At 52.4% G+C, this 26,818-nt stretch carries 28 protein-coding genes and 3 tRNA genes; 16 read left to right on the top strand and 15 right to left on the bottom strand.

The window, feature by feature from the left end; genetic code table 11:
• The first annotated feature begins 235 nt into the window (after positions 1–235).
• Together gltB and CWE11_RS07450 are read left to right on the top strand one after the other, a co-directional pair.
• Positions 236–4,714, top strand: coding sequence for a glutamate synthase large subunit (gltB, locus tag CWE11_RS07455; protein WP_126776988.1), 4,479 nt, complete (start codon positions 236–238; stop codon positions 4,712–4,714).
• A complete protein-coding gene (locus CWE11_RS07450; protein ID WP_126776987.1) occupies positions 4,714–6,123 on the top strand; it encodes an FAD-dependent oxidoreductase in 1,410 nt (469 codons plus the stop codon). The genes gltB and CWE11_RS07450 overlap by 1 nt, the downstream gene beginning before the upstream one ends.
• 211 nt (positions 6,124–6,334) lie before the next feature.
• On the opposite strand, the gene asnA is transcribed toward CWE11_RS07450, so the two are convergent.
• Positions 6,335–7,015: an aspartate--ammonia ligase gene (gene asnA, locus CWE11_RS07445; RefSeq protein ID WP_126776986.1), complete on the bottom strand. Its 681-nt coding sequence runs from the start codon at positions 7,013–7,015 to the stop codon at positions 6,335–6,337.
• 17 nt (positions 7,016–7,032) lie between these two features.
• Here asnA and asnC point away from each other — a divergent pair, with 17 nt between their 5' ends.
• From asnC to CWE11_RS07380, 13 genes are all read left to right on the top strand, one after another.
• Positions 7,033–7,482: a transcriptional regulator AsnC gene (asnC, locus tag CWE11_RS07440; protein WP_126776985.1), complete on the top strand. Its 450-nt coding sequence runs from the start codon at positions 7,033–7,035 to the stop codon at positions 7,480–7,482.
• A 273-nt stretch (positions 7,483–7,755) separates the two neighbouring features.
• On the top strand, positions 7,756–7,992 hold the full coding sequence (locus CWE11_RS07435; RefSeq protein WP_126776984.1) for a bacterioferritin-associated ferredoxin: 237 nt from the start codon (positions 7,756–7,758) through the stop codon (positions 7,990–7,992).
• Positions 7,993–8,163: 171 nt separating this feature from the next.
• Positions 8,164–8,628, top strand: a complete 465-nt coding sequence (gene bfr / locus CWE11_RS07430; RefSeq protein WP_126776983.1) for a bacterioferritin — start codon at positions 8,164–8,166, stop codon at positions 8,626–8,628.
• A gap of 11 nt (positions 8,629–8,639) precedes the next feature.
• A complete protein-coding gene (gene bfr, locus CWE11_RS07425) occupies positions 8,640–9,098 on the top strand; it encodes a bacterioferritin (RefSeq protein ID WP_126776982.1) in 459 nt (152 codons plus the stop codon).
• A gap of 64 nt (positions 9,099–9,162) precedes the next feature.
• Positions 9,163–9,669 carry a Na+/H+ antiporter subunit E gene (locus tag CWE11_RS07420; RefSeq protein ID WP_126776981.1) on the top strand — a complete coding sequence of 169 codons (507 nt, stop codon included), beginning with the start codon at positions 9,163–9,165 and terminating at the stop codon, positions 9,667–9,669.
• Positions 9,666–9,938, top strand: a complete 273-nt coding sequence (locus tag CWE11_RS07415) for an MrpF/PhaF family protein (RefSeq protein ID WP_126776980.1) — start codon at positions 9,666–9,668, stop codon at positions 9,936–9,938. Before CWE11_RS07420 ends, CWE11_RS07415 begins: the two co-directional genes overlap by 4 nt.
• The gene (locus CWE11_RS07410) at positions 9,935–10,225 is read left to right on the top strand and encodes a cation:proton antiporter (protein ID WP_126776979.1); all 291 of its coding nucleotides are present in this window, start codon (positions 9,935–9,937) and stop codon (positions 10,223–10,225) included. The genes CWE11_RS07415 and CWE11_RS07410 overlap by 4 nt, the downstream gene beginning before the upstream one ends.
• Positions 10,222–10,506 carry a Na(+)/H(+) antiporter subunit B gene (locus CWE11_RS07405; protein WP_126776978.1) on the top strand — a complete coding sequence of 95 codons (285 nt, stop codon included), beginning with the start codon at positions 10,222–10,224 and terminating at the stop codon, positions 10,504–10,506. The genes CWE11_RS07410 and CWE11_RS07405 overlap by 4 nt, the downstream gene beginning before the upstream one ends.
• A complete protein-coding gene (locus CWE11_RS07400; RefSeq protein ID WP_126776977.1) occupies positions 10,503–11,186 on the top strand; it encodes an MnhB domain-containing protein in 684 nt (227 codons plus the stop codon). Before CWE11_RS07405 ends, CWE11_RS07400 begins: the two co-directional genes overlap by 4 nt.
• Positions 11,176–11,460: an NADH-quinone oxidoreductase subunit K gene (locus tag CWE11_RS07395; protein ID WP_126776976.1), complete on the top strand. Its 285-nt coding sequence runs from the start codon at positions 11,176–11,178 to the stop codon at positions 11,458–11,460. Before CWE11_RS07400 ends, CWE11_RS07395 begins: the two co-directional genes overlap by 11 nt.
• Complete coding sequence (locus CWE11_RS07390) at positions 11,457–12,896, top strand: complex I subunit 5 family protein (RefSeq protein WP_126776975.1); 1,440 nt, start codon at positions 11,457–11,459, stop codon at positions 12,894–12,896. Before CWE11_RS07395 ends, CWE11_RS07390 begins: the two co-directional genes overlap by 4 nt.
• Entirely contained in the window at positions 12,893–14,401 is a 1,509-nt protein-coding gene (locus CWE11_RS07385; RefSeq protein WP_126776974.1) for a proton-conducting transporter transmembrane domain-containing protein, read from the top strand. Before CWE11_RS07390 ends, CWE11_RS07385 begins: the two co-directional genes overlap by 4 nt.
• Positions 14,398–15,726, top strand: a complete 1,329-nt coding sequence (locus tag CWE11_RS07380; protein ID WP_126776973.1) for a complex I subunit 5 family protein — start codon at positions 14,398–14,400, stop codon at positions 15,724–15,726. Before CWE11_RS07385 ends, CWE11_RS07380 begins: the two co-directional genes overlap by 4 nt.
• Positions 15,727–15,732: 6 nt before the next feature.
• On the opposite strand, the gene CWE11_RS07375 is transcribed toward CWE11_RS07380, so the two are convergent.
• The 7 genes from CWE11_RS07375 to CWE11_RS07345 all read right to left on the bottom strand — a co-directional run bounded on the left by CWE11_RS07375 (position 15,733) and on the right by CWE11_RS07345 (position 20,744).
• Positions 15,733–15,936: a hypothetical protein gene (locus CWE11_RS07375; RefSeq protein ID WP_126776972.1), complete on the bottom strand. Its 204-nt coding sequence runs from the start codon at positions 15,934–15,936 to the stop codon at positions 15,733–15,735.
• A 300-nt stretch (positions 15,937–16,236) separates the two neighbouring features.
• The gene (locus CWE11_RS07370) at positions 16,237–17,007 is read right to left on the bottom strand and encodes a hypothetical protein (protein WP_126776971.1); all 771 of its coding nucleotides are present in this window, start codon (positions 17,005–17,007) and stop codon (positions 16,237–16,239) included.
• Complete coding sequence (locus CWE11_RS07365; protein WP_126776970.1) at positions 17,004–17,687, bottom strand: hypothetical protein; 684 nt, start codon at positions 17,685–17,687, stop codon at positions 17,004–17,006. The genes CWE11_RS07370 and CWE11_RS07365 overlap by 4 nt, the downstream gene beginning before the upstream one ends.
• On the bottom strand, positions 17,684–18,322 hold the full coding sequence (locus tag CWE11_RS07360; protein WP_126776969.1) for a hypothetical protein: 639 nt from the start codon (positions 18,320–18,322) through the stop codon (positions 17,684–17,686). Before CWE11_RS07360 ends, CWE11_RS07365 begins: the two co-directional genes overlap by 4 nt.
• Positions 18,323–18,522: 200 nt before the next feature.
• Positions 18,523–18,613: transfer RNA gene (locus tag CWE11_RS07355), tRNA-Ser, on the bottom strand.
• Positions 18,614–18,694: 81 nt separating this feature from the next.
• Positions 18,695–19,198, bottom strand: coding sequence for a hypothetical protein (locus tag CWE11_RS07350; RefSeq protein ID WP_126776968.1), 504 nt, complete (start codon positions 19,196–19,198; stop codon positions 18,695–18,697).
• Between the two features lie 157 nt (positions 19,199–19,355).
• On the bottom strand, positions 19,356–20,744 hold the full coding sequence (locus CWE11_RS07345; RefSeq protein WP_126776967.1) for an SLC13 family permease: 1,389 nt from the start codon (positions 20,742–20,744) through the stop codon (positions 19,356–19,358).
• 167 nt (positions 20,745–20,911) lie between these two features.
• Between CWE11_RS07345 and CWE11_RS07340 the strand changes: the two genes are divergently transcribed.
• On the top strand, positions 20,912–21,037 hold the full coding sequence (locus tag CWE11_RS07340; RefSeq protein WP_126777031.1) for a DUF3149 domain-containing protein: 126 nt from the start codon (positions 20,912–20,914) through the stop codon (positions 21,035–21,037).
• A 168-nt stretch (positions 21,038–21,205) separates the two neighbouring features.
• Here CWE11_RS07340 and CWE11_RS07335 read toward each other — a convergent pair whose 3' ends face one another.
• The 7 genes from CWE11_RS07335 to tolB form a co-directional block, all read right to left on the bottom strand.
• Complete coding sequence (locus CWE11_RS07335) at positions 21,206–22,063, bottom strand: NAD(P)H-binding protein (RefSeq protein WP_157981318.1); 858 nt, start codon at positions 22,061–22,063, stop codon at positions 21,206–21,208.
• 162 nt (positions 22,064–22,225) lie between these two features.
• Entirely contained in the window at positions 22,226–23,272 is a 1,047-nt protein-coding gene (gene nadA / locus CWE11_RS07330) for a quinolinate synthase NadA (RefSeq protein ID WP_126776965.1), read from the bottom strand.
• 284 nt (positions 23,273–23,556) lie between these two features.
• Positions 23,557–23,632: transfer RNA gene (locus CWE11_RS07325), tRNA-Lys, on the bottom strand.
• 34 nt (positions 23,633–23,666) lie between these two features.
• Positions 23,667–23,742: transfer RNA gene (locus tag CWE11_RS07320), tRNA-Lys, on the bottom strand.
• A 228-nt stretch (positions 23,743–23,970) separates the two neighbouring features.
• The gene (gene ybgF / locus CWE11_RS07315) at positions 23,971–24,732 is read right to left on the bottom strand and encodes a tol-pal system protein YbgF (protein WP_126776964.1); all 762 of its coding nucleotides are present in this window, start codon (positions 24,730–24,732) and stop codon (positions 23,971–23,973) included.
• Between the two features lie 123 nt (positions 24,733–24,855).
• Positions 24,856–25,389, bottom strand: a complete 534-nt coding sequence (gene pal, locus CWE11_RS07310; RefSeq protein WP_126776963.1) for a peptidoglycan-associated lipoprotein Pal — start codon at positions 25,387–25,389, stop codon at positions 24,856–24,858.
• A gap of 65 nt (positions 25,390–25,454) precedes the next feature.
• The gene (tolB, locus tag CWE11_RS07305) at positions 25,455–26,807 is read right to left on the bottom strand and encodes a Tol-Pal system beta propeller repeat protein TolB (protein WP_126777030.1); all 1,353 of its coding nucleotides are present in this window, start codon (positions 26,805–26,807) and stop codon (positions 25,455–25,457) included.
• Positions 26,808–26,818: the final 11 nt, after the last annotated feature.

The raw sequence follows: 26,818 nt of genomic DNA, 5'->3' as shown, positions 1-26,818 counted from the left end.
GCGATGCCAGATGCACTTATCGATCTTGGGCCCAACGCGGTGCGTTGGCTACCGGCATATTTTATGTAGCCAACGCAGTGCGTTGGGTGCGATGCCAGATGCACTTATCGATCTTGGACCCAACGCGGTGCGTTGGCTACCATCGCGTGCATACTAGGTATTCAGCACTTTTATAAACGGGGGAGTTCGTTTCTGGTATGGTGAAGGGTCAACTATACATTTGACCGGAGCTTGTATGGAAGGACTCTACAGCGCGACGACGCATGCCAATCATGAACGTGACAACTGTGGTTTTGGTCTGATTGCTCACCTCGATGGAGCGCAAAGCCATACCACGGTCGAACGTGCGATAACCGCCCTCGCCCGCATGATGCACCGTGGAGCCATTGGTGCAGATGGTAAGACCGGCGATGGCTGCGGCATCATGATGCAGTTTCCCGATTCATTTTTTCGGACCATTGCCACTGAGCACGGGTGGAAACCCGGGAAAAAGTTCGCGGTTGGCCAAGTCTTTCTAAGTCACGATCCCAAAAAACAAGCACGCGCTAAAGATATCCTCAATGAAGAACTCCAACGAGAAACGCTCACTGTCGACGGTTGGCGCGAAACACCGATAGACCCCGACAGTCTCGGTGAAATCGCGCGCCACTCACTGCCCGCCATGGCACAAGTATTTATTACCGCCCCACCCGGCTGGCGTAAAAAAGACCTAGAGCGCCGATTATTTATGGCCCGCCGCCGCGCCGAACAGCGCCTGCAAGCAGATCCAGATTTTTATATTCCGTCTTTGAGCTGTTTGGTCATGGTCTACAAAGGCCTGATGATTCCCGAAGATCTCCCTAAGTTCTATCAAGACTTGCGTGACCCGCGCCTCGAAACTTCTAATTGCGTTTTTCACCAACGCTTCAGCACCAATACCCAGCCCCGGTGGCCGCTCGCCCAACCGTTTCGTTTTCTTGCGCACAACGGTGAAATCAATACCGTCGCTGGCAACCGGCAATGGGCCAAGGCCCGCAGTTACAAGATGCACTCCCCCCTGCTTCCGGATCTGCAAAATGCATCGCCTTTCGTGAGCGAAACCGGATCAGACTCTGCCGCGCTGGACAACATGCTTGAAGTGTTGCTCGCCGGTGGCATGGATTTATTTCGAGCCATGCGGCTACTCATTCCCCCAGCATGGCAAGGGGATGCCACCATGGATGACGATTTACGCGCATTCTATGAGTTTAATTCCATGCATATGGAGCCCTGGGACGGACCTGCAGGAGTAGTCTTGAGTAACGGGCGCCAAGTCGCCTGTTGTTTAGATCGCAACGGGTTGCGACCCGCTCGCTTTGTCGTGACCAAAGACCGCTACCTCACCGTCGCCTCCGAAGTAGGCACTTGGGATTACCAGCCCGATGATGTAGTTGAGAAAGGCCGGCTTGGCCCAGGCGAAATGCTCGCAGTAGATACATACAATGGCCGAATTTGGCGGTCTGATGAAATTGACGCGGATCTTAAATCACGCCATCCCTATCGCGCTTGGCTTGACGAGCACATTAAACGCCTTACACCATTTGAAGAACTTACTGCAGACCACCTTGGAAAGCCGTTGTTTGATGAAGGCAAAATGGCCGCTTTCCACAAGCAGTTTTTCTACAGCACCGAGGAGATTGAGCAGGTCTTGCGGGTCTTGGCTCAAGATGGGCAAGAGGCTACCGGCTCCATGGGCGACGACACCCCCATTGCAGTGCTTTCAACGCAGCCTCGGCAAATCTATGACTATTTTCGTCAGCAATTCGCGCAGGTGACCAACCCCCCGATTGATCCGATCCGCGAACGGCATGTGATGTCACTTGCGACCTGCATTGGTCGTGAGCAAAACATGTTTAACGAAACCTCTGGATACGCCAACCGGGTCCTATTTCAATCTCCGGTATTGATGTACACCGACCTCAAGCAGCTAAAAGACTTGGATGACACTCACTACGCCTGGCGTAGCTTTGATTTGAATTACGATCCAAAAGAAAAGAATTTGCGGCAGGCCATCGAGACGCTCTGCGACGAGGTCATTCAGGCGGTTCGTGATGACCACATTGTTATCGTGATCTTGAGTGACCGAACGATCAGCAAACAACAGCTCCCAATACCCGCGGCAATGGCCACCGGTGCCGTCCAATCGCGTCTGGTGAGAGAACAATTACGCTGTGACGCCAACATCATTGTTGAAACCGCTTCTGCCCGCGATCCCCACCACTTTGCCGTATTGCTGGGGCTCGGTGCGACCGCCATTTATCCATTCTTGGCCTACGAAACCATTGAACAACTAGTCGCGCGGGAGCGCGTTGAATTGCCCATTCGCGATGCTGTCCTGAATTATCGTAAAGGCATCAACAAAGGCTTATTGAAAATTCTTTCGAAAATGGGCATCTCGCAAATATCGAGTTACCGCGGGGCGGGCTTATTCGAATTGGTGGGTATTTCCGATGCCATGCACGCCTTGTGCTTCCCCGTATGCCATCGTCGGATCCGAGGCGCATGTTTTGAGGATATCGAACGGGATATGCAGCAGTTGCACAAAGTGGCCTGGCTGCCGCGCAAACCCTTGCAACATGGGGGGCTGCTCAAATATGTCCATGGCGGTGAGTACCACGCGTACAACCCGGACGTGGTGAAAAGTCTGCAAACCGCCGTCCTGCATGGCGATGCACAAGCCTATACCCACTACACCAAAGCGGTAAATGATCGCTCACCCGCCATGTTGCGCGATTTGTTGGTATTGAAGCCACCTACCTCGCCGGCAACTGTCGAGCCGGAACCTGCCACTGACCTTTATCCACGCTTTGACAGCGCGGCTATGTCTATTGGCGCGCTCAGCCCCGAAGCGCACGAGGCACTCGCTATCGCAATGAATCGACTCGGCGGACACAGTAACTCCGGTGAAGGGGGTGAAGATCCCAAGCGCTTCGGTACCGTAAAAAATTCTCGCATTAAACAAATCGCATCGGGCCGCTTTGGTGTTACACCGCACTACTTAGTGAATGCTGACGTGCTGCAAATTAAGATCGCACAGGGCGCAAAACCCGGTGAAGGGGGGCAATTACCCGGCGAAAAAGTTACAGCGGAGATTGCTCAGCTTCGTCACTCCGTTCCGGGTGTCACCCTCATTTCCCCGCCACCCCATCATGATATTTATTCGATTGAAGACCTCGCTCAGCTCATCTTCGATTTAAAACAAGTCAATCCTGATGCCTTGGTGTCCGTCAAGCTGGTGTCCGAACCAGGCATCGGCACCATCGCAACCGGTGTCGTGAAAGCCTACGCCGATCTGATTACCGTATCGGGATATGACGGAGGAACCGGTGCGAGCCCTCTCACATCAGTTAAATATGCTGGTGCTCCATGGGAGCTCGGTTTGGCTGAGGTGCACGAGGCGCTGGTGCAGAACAACCTGCGTCATAAGGTCCGTGTTCAGGTCGATGGCGGTTTAAAAACTGGGCTCGACGTCGTCAAAGCGGCTATTTTAGGTGCGGAAAGTTTCGGCTTTGGGACCGCGCCTATGGTCGCCCTCGGCTGCAAGTATTTGCGGATCTGTCACCTCAACAACTGCGCAACCGGCGTTGCGACTCAAGACAAAACACTGCGCAGCCAATATTTCTCAGGTCTGCCCGAGCGGGTTGAAAACTACTTCAAACTGCTCGCCGAAGAAGTCCGCGCGTATCTGCGCCAATTAGGTGTTGAAAAGCTTACTGATTTAATTGGCCGAACAGACCTGCTCGCAGTGCTCGAGGACAATCGGACGCAAAAACAAGCCAAGATCGACCTGACCCCACTGCTTGCTTCGGCTGGAGTGGCATCTGAGTTTACCAAGTATTGCTCTGAGAAAAACCACCCCGTCGACCCCGGCGCATTGAATCAACGTATTCTGAATGCCTGTCGCGCATCGGTCCTGACGCGGAAGTCGGCGGAGTTTAAGTTTGCCATTCGCAATGATGATCGCTCCGTGGGTGCAACATTAAGTGGCTTTATTGCCAAAACTCACGGGCGCCAGGGCCTCAGTGGTACACCTCTCAAACTTCACTTTGCTGGAACCGCCGGGCAGAGTTTTGGCGTGTGGAACGCCCCTGGAGTGCATCTCGATTTGCGTGGTGATGCCAACGATTATGTCGGTAAAGGCATGGCCGGCGGTCGCCTCATTCTTGCGCCCGATCCGAGCAGTGAACTGCTATCCCACGAGGCCGTCATTATGGGCAATACCTGTTTGTATGGAGCCACCGGCGGGCGGCTGTATGCCGCCGGCCTGGCTGGCGAACGCTTTGCCGTGCGGAATAGTGGCGCCATCGCGGTCGTTGAAGGCGTTGGCGACAACGGCTGTGAATACATGACAGGAGGCGTCGTGGTGGTGCTTGGGCGGACCGGCATCAACTTTGGCGCGGGAATGACCGGCGGCATGGCGTATGTATTGGACACCGAACAGGACGTTGCCGATCGCATCAACCCCGAATTGGTCGAAGCCTTGCCGGTTGAATCAGAGATTCTGCGCGAACATTTACGCAGTCATATTCACGACCACTTCGAGGCCACCGGCAGTGAGCGCGCTCAAGCCATCTTGCAAGACTTTGAGCAGTGGCTGCCGCAGTTTTATTTGGTGAAACCCAGAGCCCGGGCTATTGAAGATTTGTTGGGCCACCGCCCGCGCTCCAGCGGGTCCATTCGTGTGGAGGTGATGTAATGAGTCGCAATGTCTATCAGTTTGTTGACGTCCGACGCGTCGATCCACCCAAACGCGCGCTGCGGGAACGGACCATTGAGTTTGTCGAGATTCATACGGAAATGAGCACCCCACAAGTGGCTGCACAAGCGGACCGTTGTATTGATTGTGGGAATCCTTATTGCGAGTGGCAATGCCCGGTGCATAACTATATTCCTCAGTGGCTTGAACTCGCCGCTGCCGGAAAATACATTGAAGCAGCCGAACTTTCCCACCAAACGAACAGCTTACCCGAGGTATGCGGCCGTGTTTGTCCTCAAGATCGTTTGTGCGAAGGGGCATGTACCCTCAACGATGACTTCGGTGCCGTCACCATAGGCGCGATTGAAAAAGAAATTAATGAAAAAGCGTTCGCAGCTGGATGGCGACCCGATGTGAGCCATGTGGAATCCATCGGCAAACGCGTTGCCGTGGTTGGTGCTGGCCCCGCTGGACTGGCATGTGCGGATGTCCTCGCTCGAAATGGTGCTCAGGTCGTCGTATTTGATCGCTATCCCGAAATCGGCGGTTTGCTGACGTTCGGAATTCCAGCATTCAAACTGGAAAAAAGTGTCATGCAACGTCGCCGCGAGATTTTCGAGGCGATGGGTATCGAATTCCGTCTCTCGTGCGAGATTGGTCGTGACGTGGAATTTACCAAGCTCGTGCAAGACTTCGACGCCGTCTTTGTCGGTCTTGGAACCTACAAGGCCTTGGACGGCCAATTACCAGGGCGTGACGCTCAGGGTGTCTACCCTGCTCTGAAATATCTCATCGGCAATACAGGCCACATCGAAACGCTTCACGTTCCGGATCATGCTTATATCAATCTTGAAGGACAGCGCGTGGTCGTGCTCGGTGGCGGCGACACAGCGATGGATTGCGTCCGCACCGCCGTGCGACAGCAAGCATCCACGGTGGTCTGTGCGTATCGACGCGATGCCGAGAACATGCCGGGATCACGCAAAGAAGTGCAACATGCTAAAGAGGAAGGAGTGACGTTTGAGTTCAATGTGCAGCCACTGGAAATTGTCTCCAAAGGTGGCACGGTTACAGGTGTACGACTTGTGCGCACGGCGCTCGGTGAGCCTGATGCAAACGGTCGACGCCAGCCGGAACCCGTCGCCGATTCTGAGTTTGTGCTTGAAGCCGATGCCGTGATCCTGGCTTTTGGCTATCAACCGAACCCACCACAGTGGCTCATCGATGAAAACGTTGCTGTCACCGAAAAAGGATTAGTACAAGTTGATGCAGGGAGCTTGCCGCTCCAAACACAAAACCCAAAAGTGTTTGCCGGCGGCGACATGGTGCTCGGTGCAGATCTTGTGGTCACCGCCATCGCCCAAGGCCGCACCGCCGCCGAAAGCATCCTTACCCTATTCGAAGCGTAGCCAACGCACGTAACGGCGCGTTTTGGGCGTAGCCAACGCATGTTCCGTAACGGGGCGTTGGGTGGGAGGTCTGACGCATTTATCAATCTGAGACCCAACGCTGTGCGTTGGCTACCGGCATATTTAATGTAGCCAACGCATGTTCCGTAACGGAGCGTTGGGTGTGAGGTCTGACGCATTTATCAATCTGGGACCCAACGCTGTGCGTTGGCTACAACAAATCGGCGTACTTCGTGCGGGTTTCTGGGCACCAGACGCCGTGTTGGACGTAGCCGATGTGGGGTTTTTGCATCATCCACATGCACAAGCGTGATTGCCCAATCCCACCGCCAATTGTTTGAGGCAGCTGACCGGAAATGAGTTTTTGATGCCACGGAAGCCCTTCCGCCGACGCCCGCCCACTACTGTGCAATTGCTTCAATAATGCTGCCCGATCGACGCGAATGCCCATCGAGCTCAACTCCAGCGACTGGCCCAAGACCGGGTTCCATACAATGATATCGCCGTTTAAAGTCCAATCGTCGTAATCTGGAGCGCGCACATCATGGATGGTTCCATCAGAGAGCGCACCACCAATCCCTTGCAGGAAAATGGCACCATGCTCTTCTGCCGCAGCATGCTCCCGTTCCTTCGGCGAAAGTTCTGGGTAGGCTTGCAATAGGTCTTCCGATCGAACGAACGTAATCGACTCAGGAAGAGAAAGGCTTGAGCCAAAACCCTCTTTATATTGCTCAAGCGTTTGTTTCAGCGCTGTGTAAATGCTTCGCACCGTCGTGTACAGCTGCGCTTCCGTCCGGTGGCGATCCGCAATAATCTGCTCCCAATCCCATTGGTCCACATACACCGAATGCACAGGACTCAAAGTTTCCTCATCGGCGCGCAGCGCTTTCATATGCGTGACAATCCCCTATGATCGACAATTTGGATAAAAACATACTGAACGCACTGACCGAGAATGCCCGCCTTTCGTATGCCGAAATTGCCAAAGCAAACCGAGTATCACCCGCAACGGTGCATGTCCGCGTCGAGAAAATGCGCAAGGCCGGCATTATCACTGGGGCAAAACTCAGCATTGATCCGCGTAAGCTCGGTTTCGACATCTGCTGCTTTATTGGCATCATCTTGCGACAAGCAGGTGACTACCCTTCCGCGCTTGAGAAGCTCAAAGCCCTGCCTGAAGTCACTGAGGCTTACTACACCACCGGGCAATACAGTGTCTTGATTAAAGTCTTAGTGCGGAACATCGATGATTTGCAAAAGCTATTGATTGAGCGTTTACAGGTCATTGATGAAATCCAATCCACCGAAACCCTCATTTCATTACAAACCCCCATTCAACGAACCATTCAAGCAACGTAACCAACGCATGTGCCGTAACGGGGCGTTGGGTGGGAGGGTTGGAAGCGATGCCGTCGCCGAGTCTTTAATGTAGCCAACGCAATGCGTTGGGTGGGAGGTCTGACGCATTTATCAATCTGGGACCCAACGCGGTGCGTTGGCTACGGGTACATTTGATGTAACCAACGCATGTGCCGTAACGGGGCGTTGGGAAGCATTTATCGGTCACGCAAATATTATTGATAACCATTCTCATTTGTGTTTATAATGAACGCAGTCAAGCGAGGTGGTTTTATGTACGTATGCCTATGTGAAGGTGTAACCGACAAAGAAATTGAGAAAGCCGTTGATCAGGGCGCACGCACCATGCGTGATTTACGCCGAAATCTTTGTGTGGGTTCTCAATGCGGTAAGTGTACATGCCATGCGCGCGACGTCCTCCACGAAGCGCTCCAAGCGCGCCCCGACGTGATTGAAGTCCCTATTCGCGACGCCTCCATTCCGATGGATGCGGAGGTCATCTACTCGTAATACCCCCCTAACCTCTTGAAATCACGAGCCGTCGGGCCTAGTATTAAAGGATACCCAATGCACCGTCACGGAAAATGCGTTGGCTACGGTTTAGGCGTCAATGCCTAGCGCGATGCGTTGATTACGGTCTTGAGCCCAACGCATTTGCGTTGGCTACGAACTGGGGGTTTTATGCGTGGAAATACAGTGGTCATTGCCGCACTCAATAAAGTGCTGACCCGCAAGCTGACGGCGATTAACCAGTACTTTTTGCATGCGCGCATGTTTAAGAACTGGGGTTTTGCGACGCTCAACAGCAAAATCTACAAAGCCTCCATTGAGGAGATGAAACACGCAGACGATGTGATTGAACGCATTCTGCTGCTTGATGGCCTTCCTAACCTGCAAGAACTCGGCAAACTCTACATTGGGGAAGAGCCTGCCGAAATGCTCAAGCTCGATGACAAGCTACAAACCGAGGATATCCGGCATATTCGTGATGCGATTTCAGTGTGCGAAACCGAGCATGATTTTGTCAGCCGACAAATGCTCGCAAAAATTCTTGAGCAACAAGAAGAGCACCAAGACTGGCTGGATACCCAGCGCAGTCTGATTGAAACTATTGGTGTCGAAAATTACCTGCAACAGCAGTTATAAGGAGCAGTGAGATGTCGAAGATTACCGATGCACTGAACGGACTACTGGCGTGGGAGCTTACCTCCATTGATCAGTACACCGACCACTCGGAAAAGTATGCGGATTGGGGTTTCAATAAACTCTATGAACGGATTTCCCATGAAGCGGACGACGAACGTACTCACGCCAAAATGCTGATTGAGCGCATTCTGTACTTGGGTGGCGAGCCAGACATGGAAACGCGCCATGATTTGCCAGATGCGGATACCGTGCCGGAAATGATTGCGGCCGATTTAGAGCTCGAACGACAAAATGCCACCGCCCTTAAAGCCGCCATTCAGCTGTGTGAAAGTGAGCGTGATTTTGTGACTCGAGATACCCTTGTTCAGATTCTTCGCGACACCGAGGAAGATCACGCTTATTGGTTACGACAACAATTAGGCTTGATCCATCGCCTTGGTTTGGAACGTTATTTACAAGCAATGCTCTAACAACCCATGAGCTAGGACTTGAACACAGAGCCGGGGGTGCTCTGTTACGCGAGGAACGCTTGTCATGAATTCTGCTGCTCGAAGGTTGTTTGTTGCCGCGTGCTTGATGGCCATCCTCTGGTGGCTACTGACTTATGACACTGCCGCAGCCAATCAAGATTTACTCGGCCCTTGGGTGGTCGGTGTGCCTGTGGTGCTTCTGTGCGCTTGGTTGAGCGTCAAGATTTCCCCTGCACAGCCCAAAAATGCGATTCGCTATTCGGCGATTCCGCGTTTCGTCGGTCATTTTATCTTTCGTTCGCTGGTCGCTGGGCTCGACGTTGGCTACCGGACCTTGCACCCTCGCCTGCAACTGAACCCAGGTATTGTTGACTTTCCTTTGGCTCTCCCACAGGGTAAGCCCCGAATTTTCTTTGCCACCGTGGTGAGTTTGATGCCTGGAACGCTCGCCACTGAGCTCACTGATGACGGCGTTCGTTTGCATGTCCTCGATACCGACGCGGACATCGTCAGCGACTGTGAGCGCACCGTGCGTGTGTTGCAGAAATTATTTGTGGAGGCCCATCCATGAGTACCTTTCTCTACATCACTGCGGCACTTTTGCTCGCCTCACTGATTATCGGACTAGTCCGGGTTTGGCTTGGACCGCAGGAAGCCGATCGCATGCTCAGTGCGCAACTATTTGGCACGACCGGTGTGGCGATCCTGCTGATTCTCGCAATCGCGACCGGTCAACGTGCCCTCATTGATATTGCCTTCGTACTTGCGCTCCTCGCTGCTGTAGCGACAATCGCTTTTGTGCGCCGTGTGGGCCGAGCCAAGCCGGAGGTCGATTCATGATGATCCTCCAGTATATTTTCATTGGCCTTGGGACACTCTTTTTTGCTATTGGAACCATTGGCCTATTGCGCTTCCCTGACGTTTTCACCCGTATCCATGCGCTCACCAAAGCGGACAATCTAGGTTTGGGGCTCATTGTGGTTGGCCTACTCCCCTCAGTCGAGTCCGTGGCCCAAGGCATGAAACTTATTCTTTGCTGGCTGCTTGTGTTAGGCGCCAGCTCAGTGGCCGCCTACTTAGTTGCGCGTTCGCAGGTACAGCATGATCATGAGGAGGCCTCAAAATGATGATTTTTGACGTCATTCTCGGGGTGGGGCTCGTGCTCGCCTGCGCTTCCGTATATTTATCCAATAACCTATTTCGCTCGGTCGTGCTTTTTATTGTGTTTGGCTTGCTCCTCGCCCTGACTTGGACGCGGCTACAAGCCCCTGATCTCGCTCTGGCAGAAGCTGCTATTGGTGCTGGACTGACTGGGGTGTTGTTACTCGATACGCTCGGGACTCTGCGGAAAATCCGCCACCAACGCGCTGCTGACGACACAAAAAAACATGAGGAGGCATCCTCATGATTCGAGTACTTGGCGCAGCGCTAGCAGCCATCATAACTCTCCTTGGACTGACGCTCGCTTTGTGGTTTGCTCCGGCAACCCAAGTGAACCTTCCGCAACAAGTTGAATTAAACATTGACGCCAGCGGGATTGCGCACCCGATCACTGCCGTGCTTTTGAATTTTCGGAGCTACGATACCTTGCTTGAAGTCGCAGTGGTCTTAGTCGCCGTGGTTGCAGGTTTGGCATTGCGTGAGCGAGGTCCGCGCGTTACACCCCATGAACGTTCTGCCGATCCCATGCTCCAAGCCCTGACCCGCCGCTTACTGCCACTGTTAGTTCTCACCGGTGTGTATGTCCTATGGGCCGGTAGTTATGCCCCAGGCGGCGCATTTCAAGCCGGTGCTCTCGTGGCTGCCGCTGGTGTGCTTGCTCGGCTCGCCGGATACGACATTGCCAGTCGCGTGGACCGCCTCCTTCGCCTCGGTTTGGCCCTTGGATTTATTTTATTTTTAACCGTCGCAGTCAGCGCGATGTTTGGTGGGCGTCCTTTCTTGAACTATCCCGATGAGTGGGCAGGTTCGCTTATTTTCTTGATTGAAGCCGTACTGACATTCTCGATCGGCCTCACGCTTCTCAGCTTATTTGTGCATGCGCCGGGTGACGCAAGCCCGCAGGGAGGTGGCGATTATGGGCGTTGATTTATGGTATGCACTGGTCGGCGCCGTCATTATTGCGCTCTCAGTTTTCGCATTTATCAGTGCACGACATCTGATGAAAAAGCTCCTTGCCTTCAACATGATGGGCTCTGGGGTGTTCTTAATCATGGTTGGTTTGCCACAGCACCAACATGGGGTAGATGCAGTTCCGCAAGCATTGGTACTCACGGGAATTGTGGTGGCCGTCAGTGCAACCGCACTCGCCTTGGTGATTCTCCGCCGGTATGTTCGAAGCGGAGGTGACCCCGCGCCATGATCCCTATTCTTCTTATTATTCCACTGGCTTTTGCTATTTTAAGCCTGCTTTTGCCGCGCAAATGGACACGCACCATTGTCATTCCTGGGCTGATTCTACAGCTCGGAGCGGCGCTTATTTTGTGCCTGACTATTTACACCGAAGGTCCTCAAGACTATGCCTTAGGGGACTGGCAGGCCCCTCTCGGTATCAGCCTTCTCGCCGACGGATTTACCGTGACGCTCTTGGCATTGACCGCATTAATTGCAGCCCTCTGTGCAATCTACGCGCTGTTTTTCTTGGAGCGCTACAACCGTGAGCAATTCTATTTTTGGCCGCTTTTCTGGTTTTTACTAGCCTCGTTGAATGGCATTTGGCTCGCGGCGGACCTGTTCAACCTGTATGTTGGGCTTGAATTGCTTGGCTTAAGTGCCGTCGGAATGGTCGCCCTTACCTCTGAACGCCCTGCACTCAAAGCCGCACTTGATTATCTATATGCCGCCCTTTTTGGCTCCCTCGCTTACCTGGCAGGTGTCGCACTGATCTATGGCGCCTACGGAACCTTGGCGATTCCACAACTCAGTGAAATGGTCGCTGGAAATATCACCACGCAGGTAGCCGTCGCGTTGATGAGTGTCGGACTCTTGCTGAAAACTGCTATCTTCCCATTGCACTTCTGGTTGCCCCCAGCGCACGGGGGTGCACTCGCGCCAGTCAGCGCCCTCCTTTCCGCTCTGGTGGTCAAAGCATCTTTCTACATTTTGGCATTGATATGGCTCGACGTCGGCGCACTGGCTGTCACCGTTAGTGCCGCCCAGTTAATGGGCGCGCTGGGTGCCGGAGCGATCCTTTGGGGCAGCTGGAATGCGTTTAAGACACCTCAAGTCAAAATGCTCGTGGCCTATTCAACCGTGGCCCAACTTGGTTACTTGATGATGCTGTTTCCATTGGCCATCGGTGTGTCCGAGGCCGCCGCAACCATGGCATGGCAGGGCACGATTTTACACCTCCTTGCCCATGCGTTCGCCAAAGCTGCCATGTTCCTTTCTGTGGGAACTCTCGTGCTAGCGATTGGCCATGGCCGGATTGCCGATCTCGGCGGTGTTTCACAGCACATGCCGATGGCGCTGTTTGCTTTCGGTCTCTCGGCTGTCAGTCTCATGGGCTTGCCTCCAAGTGGCGGATTCAATGCCAAATGGTTGCTTTTGCAGTCCGCGATTCAAAGTGGTCAATGGCATTGGTTCGTTGTGATTGCGGGGGGCGGCCTTTTGACTGCCGCCTACGTGTTCCGTATTTTCCGGGTGTCTTTTACTGAGACGGTTCGCCATGAGATCCAAGCGACCCATCCCATGTTGCAGTTGTCGGCGCTTCTTTTAGCGTTTATTGCGATTGGTCTCGGCTTTGCGAGTGAATGGCCATTGCGCCTCATGGACTTAACCGGAGGGGGGACGCCATGACGAACGCATTGATGCCTATTTATGTACTCGCTACGTCATTGATTGCGGCCTTGGTGATTTTCACATTACCGGAGCGTTTCCATAAAGTCCGGACCACCTTTAACTTGTCTGCCGCCGTCCTAAAAATTGTGCTTGTGGGCGTGATGGCCGTTGGTATTGCAAACCAACTCGATTATGAGTTCCGCTACGAGCTGCTTCCCGGGATCGATTTTATTTTGCGGGCAGATGCCCTATCGATGCTTTTTGCCGCTCTCTCGAGTGTGCTTTGGTTATGCACCACCTTGTACGCTATTGGGTATCTTGAAGATGCGCCGAACCGGAGTCGGTTCTTTGGGTTCTTCAGTCTTTGTGTCGCGAGCACAATGGGCATTTCCCTCGCTGGAAACCTCTTTACCTTCCTTATTTTCTTCGAATTGCTGACGCTCTCGACCTATCCCCTCGTCGTGCATCGGGGCACAGAGAAGTCACTTACAGCGGGCCGAACCTACCTGCGTTACACACTGGGCGGCGGTGCCATTCTGCTCATTGGCGTGGCGCTCATGTATGGACTTGTCGACCAAACAGGCACCATTACTGACTTTGCCCAAACTGGCAGCATGGCAGAACTACCCGCAGAACAGCACGTACTGCTATTTGTACTCTTCTTTGTGCTGATTATTGGGCTCGGTGTGAAGGCGGCTCTGGTGCCCTTGCACGGTTGGTTGCCGATTGCCATGGTGGCACCTGCCCCCGTGAGCGCACTGCTGCATGCGGTCGCGGTAGTCAAAGCCGGCGCTTTTGGCATTGTCCGCGTGATTTATGACATTTATGAAATTGAGTTTGCATGGCAACTTGGGGTGCTCTTACCGCTCGCAATTTGGGCTTCCATTACGATTATCTGGGGCTCATTGATGGCCTTGCGCCAGCATGAAGTCAAAAAGCGTCTCGCCTACTCAACGGTGAGCCAAGTCTCTTACATCGCGCTTGGCGCTTGCCTATTCGGCCCGATCGGGACGATTGGTGGTATTGTGCATCTGTTACATCAGGGCATCATGAAGGTCACCTTGTTCTTCTGTGCGGGGAATTACGCCGAGACACTCGGAATTCACAAAATCAGTGAACTCGATGGCGCAGGCCGACGCATGCCATTGACCAGTATTGCCTTTACTCTTGGGGCCTTCGGCATGATCGGTGTGCCTCCCCTCGCAGGCTTTATTAGTAAATGGTATCTCGGAATCGGCGCATTGGATGCAGGCATGGGCTGGGTGATTGGCGTGTTGATTGCCTCAAGCATGCTCAACGCCGCTTACTTCCTACCGATTTTATATCGACTCTGGTTTAAACCCGTACAAGGCCCTTGGCCCGATGAGCATATCCTAGCAGGCCGCTTTGAGACGATTGGCTTGTTGCTCTGGCCGACGGTCGCCACTGCCGTATTTTCCGTCGCCGCCGGACTCTTTGCCGCCCATATGTTTAGTCCACTCAGCTGGGCAAGTCTGATTACGTATCGGGAGTATTTGCCATGAGCCTTTTGATGTATTTGGTGCATACGACTCCGATTCCACTGCTGGTATTATTTCCGCTCCTACTCGCTTTGTGTGTGCGAGCAGACACAGCACGACGCCGAGGTTGGATGCTCATCATCGCGCCACTTCCGATGCTGCTTGGTGTTCTGTTCTGGTACTGCTATGGCCAACCTGAAACGTTCACCGAAGTTCCCTGGCTAATGTTGGGCCTGCATTGGCGGTTTGATACGGTGCTCACTCCCATCCTACTGATGAGCACTGTTTTATGGTTCGCTGCCGGTTTGTATGTCTGGTATTCATTACGTAGCGGTACAGGGGCTGATGAACCCCATATTGGGCGCTACTTGCGCTGCTGGTTACTGACCTTGACCGGGAACTTGGGGCTGCTCGTCGCGGCGGATATTGCCTCGTTCTACACCTTGTTCGCATTGATGACGTTCGCAGCGTATGGGTTAGTGATACATGACCAAACCAAGCGCGCCCTCTTTGCCGGAAAGATCTACATTATCATGGCTGTATTGGGCGAAGGATTACTCTTCAGTGGCTTGATATGGGGCGCTGCGCAGGCTGCTGGTGGCGCCTTAACACCAGTTGCTCCGCTCATTCACGAATTACCCTTAGCCATTGCCAACAGTGATTATGGCATGTACATCGCACTCCTTTTATTCTTGGGGTTTGGTGTCAAAGCTGGTTTAGCCGGGTTGCATTGGTGGCTCCCTTTAGCTCACCCCGTTGCACCAACACCGGCGAGCGCAGTGCTCAGTGGAGCTATGATTAAGGCGGGGCTGGTCGGCTGGCTTTTGACCTTACCACTTGGTGGCGATCTCGAGTCGGCCGCTAATATGGAACTCGTACCTACAATAGCGGTATTGCTTGGTCTGATTGGGGCTTACGGTGCTGCTGTACTGGGTGTATTTAGTAAAAAAGCCAAGACCGTGCTTGCCTACTCAAGCGTCAGTCAAATGGGCATGATTACCATGATGGTTGGGACCGGGTGGCTCTACCCCCACGCTTGGCCGGCGATTCTCGCTGCGGTTATCGCTTTTGCTGTTCATCATGGCCTAAACAAAGGACTTTTGTTCTTTGGGGTTGGCTGGCTCAAAGCGCTACACGGTCGCGCACGATGGGTGGTTCTTGTCTTACTTCTGATCCCCGCACTCAATTTGATTGGGGTTCCATTTACCAGTGGCGAATATGCCAAAGATCTATTTAAGGATGTGATTTCTGGCTTACCCGTTGGATTGTTCTATGCCCTCTTCACCTACGGTGCTTTGGCAACAACGGCCCTCATGATCCGCTATTTCTATCTGCAGCGCCGTCCGTAGTTTGGGCTACGGCCTTCTCGATGTAACCAACGCGATGCGTTGGGAAATCAGATGGATGCGACCGCCGGTATAGGTTTCATCAGTAATTGAGATTGTAGCGTTGTCCGGCGTGCTTGCGATCGAAATCAGTTGATCCGGGCTGCCGACAATCGATGCGCACCCTGTAAGCCATAAGACAGATACAACAGCAATTGCTTTTGCTAATTTCATTTTTTTGATTCCTGTTATGATTATTGTATTGAAGGAATCAAGGAGGGGAATCTTCTCCAACCTTTTATTGCGGGGAGCGCGTCTCGTCCTTGATGCTTCGAATCCGTCATTCCTGACAGATTACGCGTGACTTTAGCAGCGAGAAACCATACAAGCAATAGCGATACTCGGTCTTTTTAACCTATTTTTTACAAGTGCAACCATAGCTCAGAAATGAAAAACCCGCCGAAGTCTGAGACTCAAGCGGGTTTTCTAATATTGGCGGAGAGAGAGGGATTCTCAGGATAAAGTGCGGCCAGGTTATGGTGTTATCGCTCCATACTCGGCGCGGATCTCAAGATGGTCGTATTGCGTGAAAAATTGAAGCTCGTTATGTGCCAGCGACGGCTCTGTTTTTGCCAATAACATGCGTGGGTTAAACCACAAGCATGTGCAATCATCGATGGGGCGTTGAGATGGCAAACTTATTAGGCTCTGGGCATTGCCCCAGTGCGAATCGCACCAAAATCCATCAGTAGCACATACAAGCTGGCCATCATCACGCAGATCGAATTGAAAATACACAGGATCAAAAGTACGGTGTAGCTTTAAACACCGTGTCAAGATATGTCGGCTTGGTGAAGATTTTAGCTCGTCAGTAAAAGGTCCAAAAACATTCGCCGCGGTATGAACGGGCGAAAGCCAATTCAAAGTGCCTGCGCGCACGTAGCCCATTCTCACATCACCGGCACAATACCCCCACACCCGGTGCGTATCGATAAATGCCACCGTGATACTGACACATCCTCCACTTAGCTGCTCATTGAGCATTCCAGCAAAGTCTTGCAATGTGTTCAATAACGAACCTGGCGTTGTAGTCAGTTCAGATCTGGCTACCGCATCATCGATAGAAGTTTTAAAGGTCATTAGTAACAGATCTTTTGGTAAGGGACGTGACGTTGAGATATCAAACATCGCCAACAACAAGATATCTTTGAAGCGAAACATCACCGTCGCATCGCCATAATGCGGTTGAGTAGCTCCCGGCAACGCGATAAAGCCCTCAGGTTGAGCGATATTTGCTGCGCTCATAAACAGGCCTCGAGACGTTCAAAAATTAGTGATTCCCGCGCTCTATTGTTCCCCGTCGCACTTTGAACGGCATACTCAAAATTAGCATCGTCAAGTAGTTCTTGAAGCTGTTCTCGAATAAAATCTCTAAGCTCCCCGTCAACCGCGTTAACCTCAGCAACGATTTCTTCGCGCCCATCGAAGATATTAATCAAATCCTCAATATCGTGACTGGATAACGCATCACCGTTTCCACGCCCTAAATACGCCTCAAGCTTTGTGGCCACAAAATACACCGGCTCAACGAGCTTAATGGAGAGTGTGTCAGTCAGCATAAAATTCCGCGCCGTTGCCATCGCATCACGGTACCAACGGTTACTGAACCCCAGAATGCTGGCATCATCAGGCATAAAATCGACTTTAAGCTGCCCGAGTATCATGGTGCAAATAACGTCCTGCTCCATTGACTCTCGAAAGCCTAATTGGCGCAAACGCTCAGCAAGTTGAGCCCACGCACCAAAACTTCCAACATGGATAATTAAGTCAACATCGTCGGTATACCTAACCTGTTCTTTAGTGAACTCATCGGTTAAAAATAGGCCAGTTGTACACCCACCGATAAACACGACCTGAGGCAGCAATTCATTTAGAGCCGTAGCCACCTGGATTAACATATCTTTTTGGAAATTGATCTTGCTCATGAGCTGACCCGCAAAAGTTTACGCATCATTTCGATAGCTATCCCCCGCTCCCGGGAGTGGCCTATCCGCACAGCGTCTGTCAGCGCCAATAGAGCGTACGTTAAGTCATCTGTTCGAATCGCGGCGAAGATATTCTCATGTAAAGGCTGGACAGCCACACCTTTGGTTTTCCCTTTGTAATAAGGCCAGATGGGTGCAAGTTCACCAGATGTCATTAACTTACCTTGCAGAACTGGCGCAGCAATTGATGTGGCAATCCCGCGCGTCACCTCGCCCTCTTTTGCAGGAAAAACGTATTGGATACCGTATGCGATAAATTCAAGTAGCGCGCGAGTGTTTGCTTTAGGTAAGCCTGTTTTACGATCGGGTTTTGCTAACCCCACGTCATACATCCGTTTCAGACTGAGGCTAACCTGAGATTTGCTGATCCCCGTATCCTGCTCTAAAGCTCTTACCGAAAAAAGACTCTCAGTGAAAGTAGCAGGTGGCACATCGTTGTGCCGAAGATCTTCCCCTAGCCAATCGATAGACGAGGCACGTGGTACAAGCAACTCTTTGTCATATTGACTAGGATTAACCCAGTGCTGTGTGAGCGACTCTATTTTGAAGAGTACGACGATATCTTGACTTTTCATTTTCACCACCAATCCATAGTCCCGTGTCCTAGGACATGGGACAACCATCAGGTATATGCAGTAAAAAGTCAAGCGTTAATTCTTAGGGCTACTCTGTAGCGTCAAAACAGCCAGCTCAATAGAGTAGTTTTCGAAAGACTTCAGGGGTGACGCAATGAAAAACCCGCCGAAGTCTGAGACTCAAGCGGGTTTTCTAATATTGGCGGAGAGAGAGGGATTCGAACCCTCGATACGGGGTTACCGTATACACACTTTCCAGGCGTGCTCCTTCAGCCACTCGGACACCTCTCCGTGCGCCGCGTATGTTAGGGAATTTACCGGCCGCAATCAAGTAAAACCGACGCTTTCTTTTGTGATGGGTATTTTTTGCATTCAACGGCCGATTTGATGGCGAAAAGTCACCCCTAAACCGAGGGCGCGCGGACCGCTGTCATATTGAAGACTAATCCCCGCACGGTCGCCGAAATACCCAAAACCTGCGTTGGCATTAAAGCCACTGCGAGTGACGCGTTCTCCTGAGAAGGTGCGGACGCTCTGATGAGAATACCCTGGGCCACCAAACAACATAAATCGGTCCGTTACTTGATGCGTCAGTCCCGCATTAATCGCGAAAACCCTTTGACGATTGGTTCCTGAACCACTGATATAGATATCAGGAACGCCAAGGCTCATGTACGCGCCTGTCGTGGGCGATAAAGCATTGCGACGGGCCGCCCAAAAAGACGCGTATTCGCCTCGGCCTGCGTTTGTACCACTGAGCTGCGCTGCTGATGCATACCCAACGTTAAAGACCCACTGATCTTCAGCCGCGTGGGCTTGCGTGTTGAGGCACGCACATACGAACAACGCGCCCATCCAAACTTTCCAATTCTGCATGGTGATATGACTACCTCTGTGACTCCACACATCATTCATTGTAGACAACCTGCTCGATTGACTACATCTTCTTTGCAATACGTTCGCTTAACGATCGAATCTGGGGTCCACCGACAAAAAACGAACTTGGGCAACCAACGCGGTGCGTTGGCTACGGTTAAACAAACACCATCACCACCAAGGTGGTCACGCCGGCGAGCAAGAAGTTCAATACAACGCCTTCTCGCGCCATTTCTTTGATGGTGATTTTCTCTGAAGCAAAAACAATCGAGTTCGGTGGCGTCGCTACCGGCATACAGAATGCGCAGCTACATGCGATTACCGCTGGAATCATTAAAATCTCAATCGGTAATCCTGCCGCTCCAGCAGTTGCCGCGAGAATGGGCATGAGCAAGGTGGCGGTCGCAGTGTTTGATGTGACTTCCGTTAGGAAGGAAACACTCAGCGCAATCAGGAAAATTAGCAGCCAGATGGGAATACCAATCATGCCACTTAGGCCTGCACCGATAATATCGCTCAGGCCGGAGGCCATTACGCCACCCGCCAAACAAATGCCACCTGCAAACAAGAGTAGAATCCCCCACGGGATGCTGACCGCCTGCTCCCAAGTAAGTAAGCGCCCACCTTGTCCATTACTTGCCGCGAACATCGCCACAACTCCGGCGAGAGCGACGGTGCTATCGCCTACTCCAGTCACTCCAAGTAGACCGGTCCAGCCGCCGAATGGTTCGGTGCGAAAAACCCAAAGAAAAATCACCGCACCAAACACCATCAAAACCCGCTTTTCATAAACCGACATGTGGCCTTGTTCTGGAAGCTCCAACGGCATTGAAAGCTTCAATCCGCGCGTGAGCCAAAGCCCAATCACGGGCAAACCGATGACAACCAAAGGAATCCCAATTTGCATCCAGCGGCCGAAGCCGAATGTGTCACCCGAATAGGTTTCATAGATGGAGGCAAAAATCAGATTCGGAGGCGTTCCAATCAGCGTGGCCACCCCACCAAGTGAGGCTGAATAGGCGAGGCCCAATAATAGCGCGCGTTGAAAACGGTGATCATTGCTCGCATCTGCCATCGCCAAAGCCACCGGTAAGAGTGCAAGGACCGCCGCAGTATTTGAAATCCACATCGAAAGGATTGCGACCGCGAGCATAAATGACAAGACAATACGGCGCCCTTCTGCAACACCAATCCACCGCACCAACGTCAGTGCAATCCGCTTGTGAACGCCACTGGCTTCGACAGCTTTGGCGAGCATGAATGCTCCCATAAAGAGCACGATGACATGATCACCAAGTGCACCGCTCGCTTCGCGGAAATCCAGAATGCCGCCGAGCGGTAGGAGAATAAATGGGAGTAACGAGGTGACTGGCAAGGGAAGCGCTTCGGTAATCCACCACCAGGCGACCCAAACCACGACAGATAGTGTCCACGCAGCAGGTGCCGGCATTCCGGATAGATTGGCAACGACCCAAACAATCAGCGCGACAAGAGGCCCAAGCGTGAGATGATTTGCTTTGGCTGGAATCCGCAGTGAGCTCAGCATAGCGCGTCCTTATTATTGCTTTGCATGCAGTGTTGTTGTTCTTGTCACCATCATACTGCGTGCCGGGCCAGCAATAAACTTGAAATCATCGAATGTTGATCCAAGTCATAACACGAAATACAGGAATGATTAGACTGATTGCATACACTCACAAGGGAGGATCGACCGTGAATCTATGGCGTGAATTTTTTACGGATCCAGTGATTTTCTTTTCATTTACTGGTTTGGCTGTGGTTCTGGCTATTTGTATCTTTTACGCGATTTACTTCGTGGTGAAAGTCAAAGAGGCGTAACCAACGCCGTGTGTTGATTGGCGTGAGGCCCAACGCAGTGCGTTGGCTACCAATCGAGAGCGGTGGTTAGAGGCTGGGGCCCAACGCAGTGCGTTGGCTACCAATCGAGAGCGGTGGTTAGCGGCTGAGGCCCAACGCAGTGCGTTGGCTACCAATCGAGAGCGGTGGTTACCGCGCGGAGGGATGCAAGAACTCGAAGCCGGTGTCGAGCAAGCGTTGGTTCGAAAGGCGTTTGCTGCCGCGTGGTCCAATCCGATCACTGCGTGGTAACTGGCTCGCATCGACGCCGAGCTTTGCTGCAACCCGCTGAACATACTCTTCTGCCTGGAGCGGCTCGCTGTCGGTTGCGAGATAGACTGAATCCATCTCAATATCCGCTAATCGCATGAGTACCAAGTGTTCGATAGCGCGCGCGAGATCATCTGCGTGAATACGGTTTGTCCACGCGGGTGTCACTGTGTAGGTTCCATCCAGAATACTCTGCTGCATCCGCTCGCGGCCTGGTCCGTATATCCCTGATGCACGGATCACAATTCCGGGAAAGCCCGAATGCAAGACGAGATTCTCTGCCTCAAGTAAAATGCGTCCGGAGAATCCGGAAGGCTGTGCGGGCGTCTCTTCGTTCACCCATTCACCATTTCGTTCGCCATACACTGCAGTGCTCGAGACATAGCAAATCACTGGTAACGCTTCGGCATCGAAATCTCCGGCCGCAGCAAGCATTGCACGCAAAGGAGCAATATAACCTTGCTGATAGCCGAACTCGTCATAGGACGTGGGGGTCAGGGTGAAGATAATGACGTCGTAAGGACCTTCAGCCCAGATGCGGTGCCAATCTTCGACTCGCGCTGCATCGCCCTGAACCAATGTGAATTGTGGCGAGTGTTCATGAAGCTCCGGGAGTTGGGCACGTTCGGGGTGACGCCGCATACCGGTGACAGCGAAGCCGCGATCGAGCAATAAGGGAGTCAAGCGACACGCAATATCACCATATCCAACCAATAACACGCGCGGGGTATCCGACATTCTGCATTCATCCATTTATCGCGCAACGCCCCATTACGGAACCTGCGTTAGGTCTGTAGCCAACGCACCGCGTTGGGCCTCACATATCAACATCTTAAATAGTAGCCAACGCACCGCGTTGGGTCTCGCATATCGACATTTTACCTAACTGATACACCTTGATTACGCAGGGCGCAGCGTTTTGGCAAAATCCAACATGCGATTGAGCGGTTGCATGGCGCGTTCTCCGAGTGCCGGATCAACGTGAATCTCATGCATCGAGCCACCCGTTGTCAGGGCTTGTTCAATCGCTGCTAATCCGTTCATCGCCATCCAAGGACAATGGGCACAGCTCCGACAGGTTGCACCATTCCCTCCGGTGGGCGCTTCGATAAAATGCTTCTCTGGGGAGAGCTGCTGCATTTTGTAGAAGATACCTTTATCTGTAGCGACAATGTATCGCTCATTTGGCATCGTCTGGCTGGCTTTGATCAGCTGTGACGTCGAGCCTACGGCGTCCGCAATTTCAACAACGGCCGCCGGTGATTCGGGGTGAACGAGCACCGCTGCATCTGGATATTGTGCTTTGAGTTGGCGTAAGGCATTCGCTTTAAATTCGTCATGAACGATACAGGCGCCCTGCCACAATAGCATGTCTGCACCGGTTTTCTTCGCGAGGTATCCACCTAAATGACGATCTGGAGCCCAAAGGATTTTCTCGCCTTGGGCGTCAAGGTGCTCGATGAGTTCGACGGCAATAGACGAAGTCACCACCCAATCCGCTCGGGCCTTCACTGCTGCCGAGGTATTCGCATACACCACAACCGTGTGATCTGGGTGGGCATCACAGAACGCCGAAAACTCCTCGATGGGGCAGCCAAGATCCAACGAACAGGTTGCTTCGAGTGTCGGCATTAAAACCGTCTTTTCGGGCGTCAGAATCTTTGCGGTTTCACCCATAAAACGAACGCCTGCAACGATCAGTGTTTTTGCCGGATGCGTCGCACCGAAGCGCGCCATCTCAAGCGAATCCGCAACACAACCACCAGTTTCTTCAGCCAATGCCTGAATTTCGGGATCGGTATAGTAGTGCGCTACAAGCACTGCATCTTTCTCTTTCAGCAATGCTTTGATGCGCGTACGGTGGGCTTGCTTTTCCGCATCCGTAAGCGGCTTAGGCTTCGCTGGGAAATCGAACTCCAGCGGTGGCAACACGTGGGCCTGAGTCATCGTGTGAGTACGCTCTTCAGTCAATCATTCAAAATATCACGCCAATGCGCGGCGAACTGTTAAACGCAACGCTGCTGCGTCTTACGCTTAAAAGGGGCCGTATTATAGCCGTTCTACAAATGTTCTGCATCTACCATGGATATAAGACTGATTACGGGAAATTGCAACATAAGCGATCAGTAGACTGCACGCGACTGCGGATTAGGTTGTGGAATTAAAATGGAGGAGGAAATGCTTTTTTATTTCAAATTCCCAACGCGGTGCGTTGGCTACGGAGGAAGTGATGGTGGGTCGTGCAGGATTCGAACCTGCGACCAATTGATTAAAAGTCAACTGCTCTACCAACTGAGCTAACGACCCATCGAGATGCTTAAACCATTGATTTTCGGAGAAGTGGTGGGTCGTGCAGGATTCGAACCTGCGACCAATTGATTAAAAGTCAACTGCTCTACCAACTGAGCTAACGACCCACTTTCCGATGTTTAACCCCTAAGAATTGGGGCGAAACGCGTTATCAGAATGCCCTGACAACGGCGGCATAGTTTACTGAAATATCGCGTTGATGCAAGGACCAATCGTACCTAATTTTCCAATTTTTTGGAATTTAGCGGCTTTTCGCGCAAATTCTGTACGAAGCCGCTATTTATTCAACTTTTCTTTAACTTAATCATGCAGATGACGCATGAACACTCGCTGGCTTACAGTGATTCGAGTTGGCGCGCCGCCATGTTTGCTTCCGTCGAGCCCGAATATTCGCTGCGGACTTGTTCAAAACGTTGGCGTGCTTGGGACCGATCACCACGAGCCACAGCAATCATGCCAAGCTTTAAGATCGCGTCCGCACGTTTGCTTGATTCACGGAAGTTATCAACCACCGTTCGGAAATGGGTCCGGGCGTTGTCGTAATCTTGGCGCACATAGTAGAGCTGGCCGAGCCAGTAGTGCGCGTTGCTCACATAGGTTGAGTTTGGATAGTTCTGCAAGAATGCCTGAAACTCTGGGATCGCTTGGTCGTAACGGCGATCTTCAAGAACAAGGCGGACCGCGCGGTCATAGGCCTCGTTCTCGCTCAAATCATCTGAGTAGGCGATATCAATCGTCGGGACGCTGGTGGTCGCGTTCGAGGAACCCGTTGACGAGGTGCCACCACTGCGCATTTGCTGCGATAGACGATCGATCTCCTGGTAGATGTCTCGTTGACGCTGCAACATCTGATCCAATTGAAAGGCATGCTCATCGGTGATTCCGCGCAATTCGCTCACTTCCCGTTGAAGCTGATTTAACTGTTCGAGGACTGAAAGCTGACCTTGGGTTCGCGACTCAATCAGCCGTTCGAGCCGATCAAGGCGTTGGCTTGTACTCTCGTTGCCCTGTGCCTGTGCGACACTGACAACAGGGGCCTGTCCAGCGAACGCAACACCTGCAAAGGCAAGTGCAACGACGATTCCAGAAATTCTCATGAGCATAGGATCCTGCATATTTTGTCTGGCCTCAGAAAAAGCGCTGCACAGTCGCCAGAAATGCCAACTGTGCAGGGCTTTTCCTAGGAAGGGAGCGAACTCCCTTCCGTGGAAAACACGTTCTTAGTAGACGAGAACAGCGCGACGGTTCTGTGACCACGCACGCTCGTTACTTCCGCGTGCTACAGGCTTCTCTTCACCATAAGAAACGGTGGTGATTTGTGAAGACTGAACACCCAGATTGCGCATGTAGCTGGCAACTGCGTTTGCACGACGCTCGCCCAACGCGATGTTGTACTCTGGCGTACCGCGCTCATCTGTGTGACCTTCGATTACAACAGAAACCGATGGGTTACGCACGAGATAGTCCGCGTGAGCAGACAGCAATTCAGCGAACTCACTGCGGATGCCTGAGTCGTCGAAGTCGAAGTAGATGGTCATTTCCTGACGCAACTCAGCGAAGCGCTGTTGACGCTGCTCTTCAGGGCTCAATACACGGTCAGCGCCGCCAACTTCAACACCACGACGGTCTTGAGAAGTTTGGCTGCCAGACGTGCCTGTCGTGTCGCTGTCAGCGTCAGGGGTGCTTGAACAAGCGGCCAACGCTAACACTGGAATTGCCAAAGCCAATGCTTTCACAACTTTATTTAACTGCATGATTGCTGTCCTTTCACGTTCGAGTTTAAGAGATACAACTTGTTTAAATTAACATGCTTTCATCTTTAGAGGAACGGTGACCAAGCCGGCGCTTTTACTTCGCCTTCGCGCGATGGTAAGCGCGCTCGGAACCGCCCATCCATGGATACGAGTGCCAAAACCTGCCGGTCACGATACGTCGTACTATAGATGATCATACTGCCATTCGGTGCGATGCTCGGAGACTCATCCAAGCTCGTCTGCGTCAACACCTGTACATTCCCGCGGGGGAAGTCCTGCCGAGCAATATGGAACTGACCATTTGCCCGGTGAACAACCACAATTCCTTTCCCATCTGGGGTTACGGCTCCCCCGAGGTTTGATTCACCCTCAAAGGTAACCCGTGAAACTCGTTTGCTATCCAAATCTACTTTATAGACCTGCGCTCTGCCACCTCTTTCCGAGGTAAACACTAAAGATTTTCCGTCCGGTGTCCAGCTCGGTTCCGTATCGATGCGCCAATGGTCTGTCACCTTGGTCAAGCGACGGCTTTGAATATCCATCACATAGATATCCGGTGCGCCATCTTTCGACAGAACCATTGCCATTCGGCGCCCATCGGGAGACCATGACGGCGAACTGTTGATTCCAGGGAACGACGTGAGCTTCTCACGCTGAGTCGTGTAGATATCCTGCATAAATATCTCCGGACGACCATTCTCGAAGCTCACATACGCGAGGCGATTTCCATCCGGTGACCAGGTTGGCGACATCAGAGGCTCTGGAGAGCGCAACAACACCCGCTCGTTATAGCCATCGTAATCAGAAACCATTAAGTGATACGGCGTCTCTGAGTCCCAGTCGATATAAATATATGCAATTCGGGTCAAGAACGCGCCACGCTCTCCCGTTAACGACTCATAGACGACATCGGAAATTCGGTGCGCATATTGACGAAACTGGTTTGGGCTGACCACTGAGCTACGACCTTCAATAATGTGATCGTTGCTGTTGACCAATGCTCCGTCAACCAACGCTTGCGCGGTTCCACCGGTGATTTGCCCACGCAGTGGATCAATCAGTTCATAGGTGACCTGAAAGCGATTCCCTGACAACGGACTCACCTCGCCAACTAACAGGGCCTCAACCCCGAGGCGCGCCCATTTGGCATAGTCATCGACTTCACTATCTTTACCCGGTGTCGCCGGTAGTTGATTGCGAGCAAGCGGGCTGAAACGACCGCTGCGTGTCAGGTCAGCTGCAACAACCTCGGCAAAGTCGTACGGCTTTTCACCTTCCCCCAACCATTGGAACGGCACAATCGCCAACGGACGGGCACGGTCTTGCCCCTCGGTAATGACGATCTCCAACGTCGGACTTTGTCCAAACGCTGCAAATGCGGCCATCCACAACAATACACCTGAGAGTACTCGTTTCATCATGACTCCGT

It is taken from the genome of Aliidiomarina sanyensis (genome assembly GCF_003987175.1).
In the GTDB taxonomy this organism is placed as follows: Bacteria; Pseudomonadota; Gammaproteobacteria; order Enterobacterales; family Alteromonadaceae; genus Aliidiomarina; species Aliidiomarina sanyensis.
The sequence above is the reverse complement of the archived record's forward strand: the minus strand, read 5'-3'. Positions and strand labels throughout refer to the sequence as shown.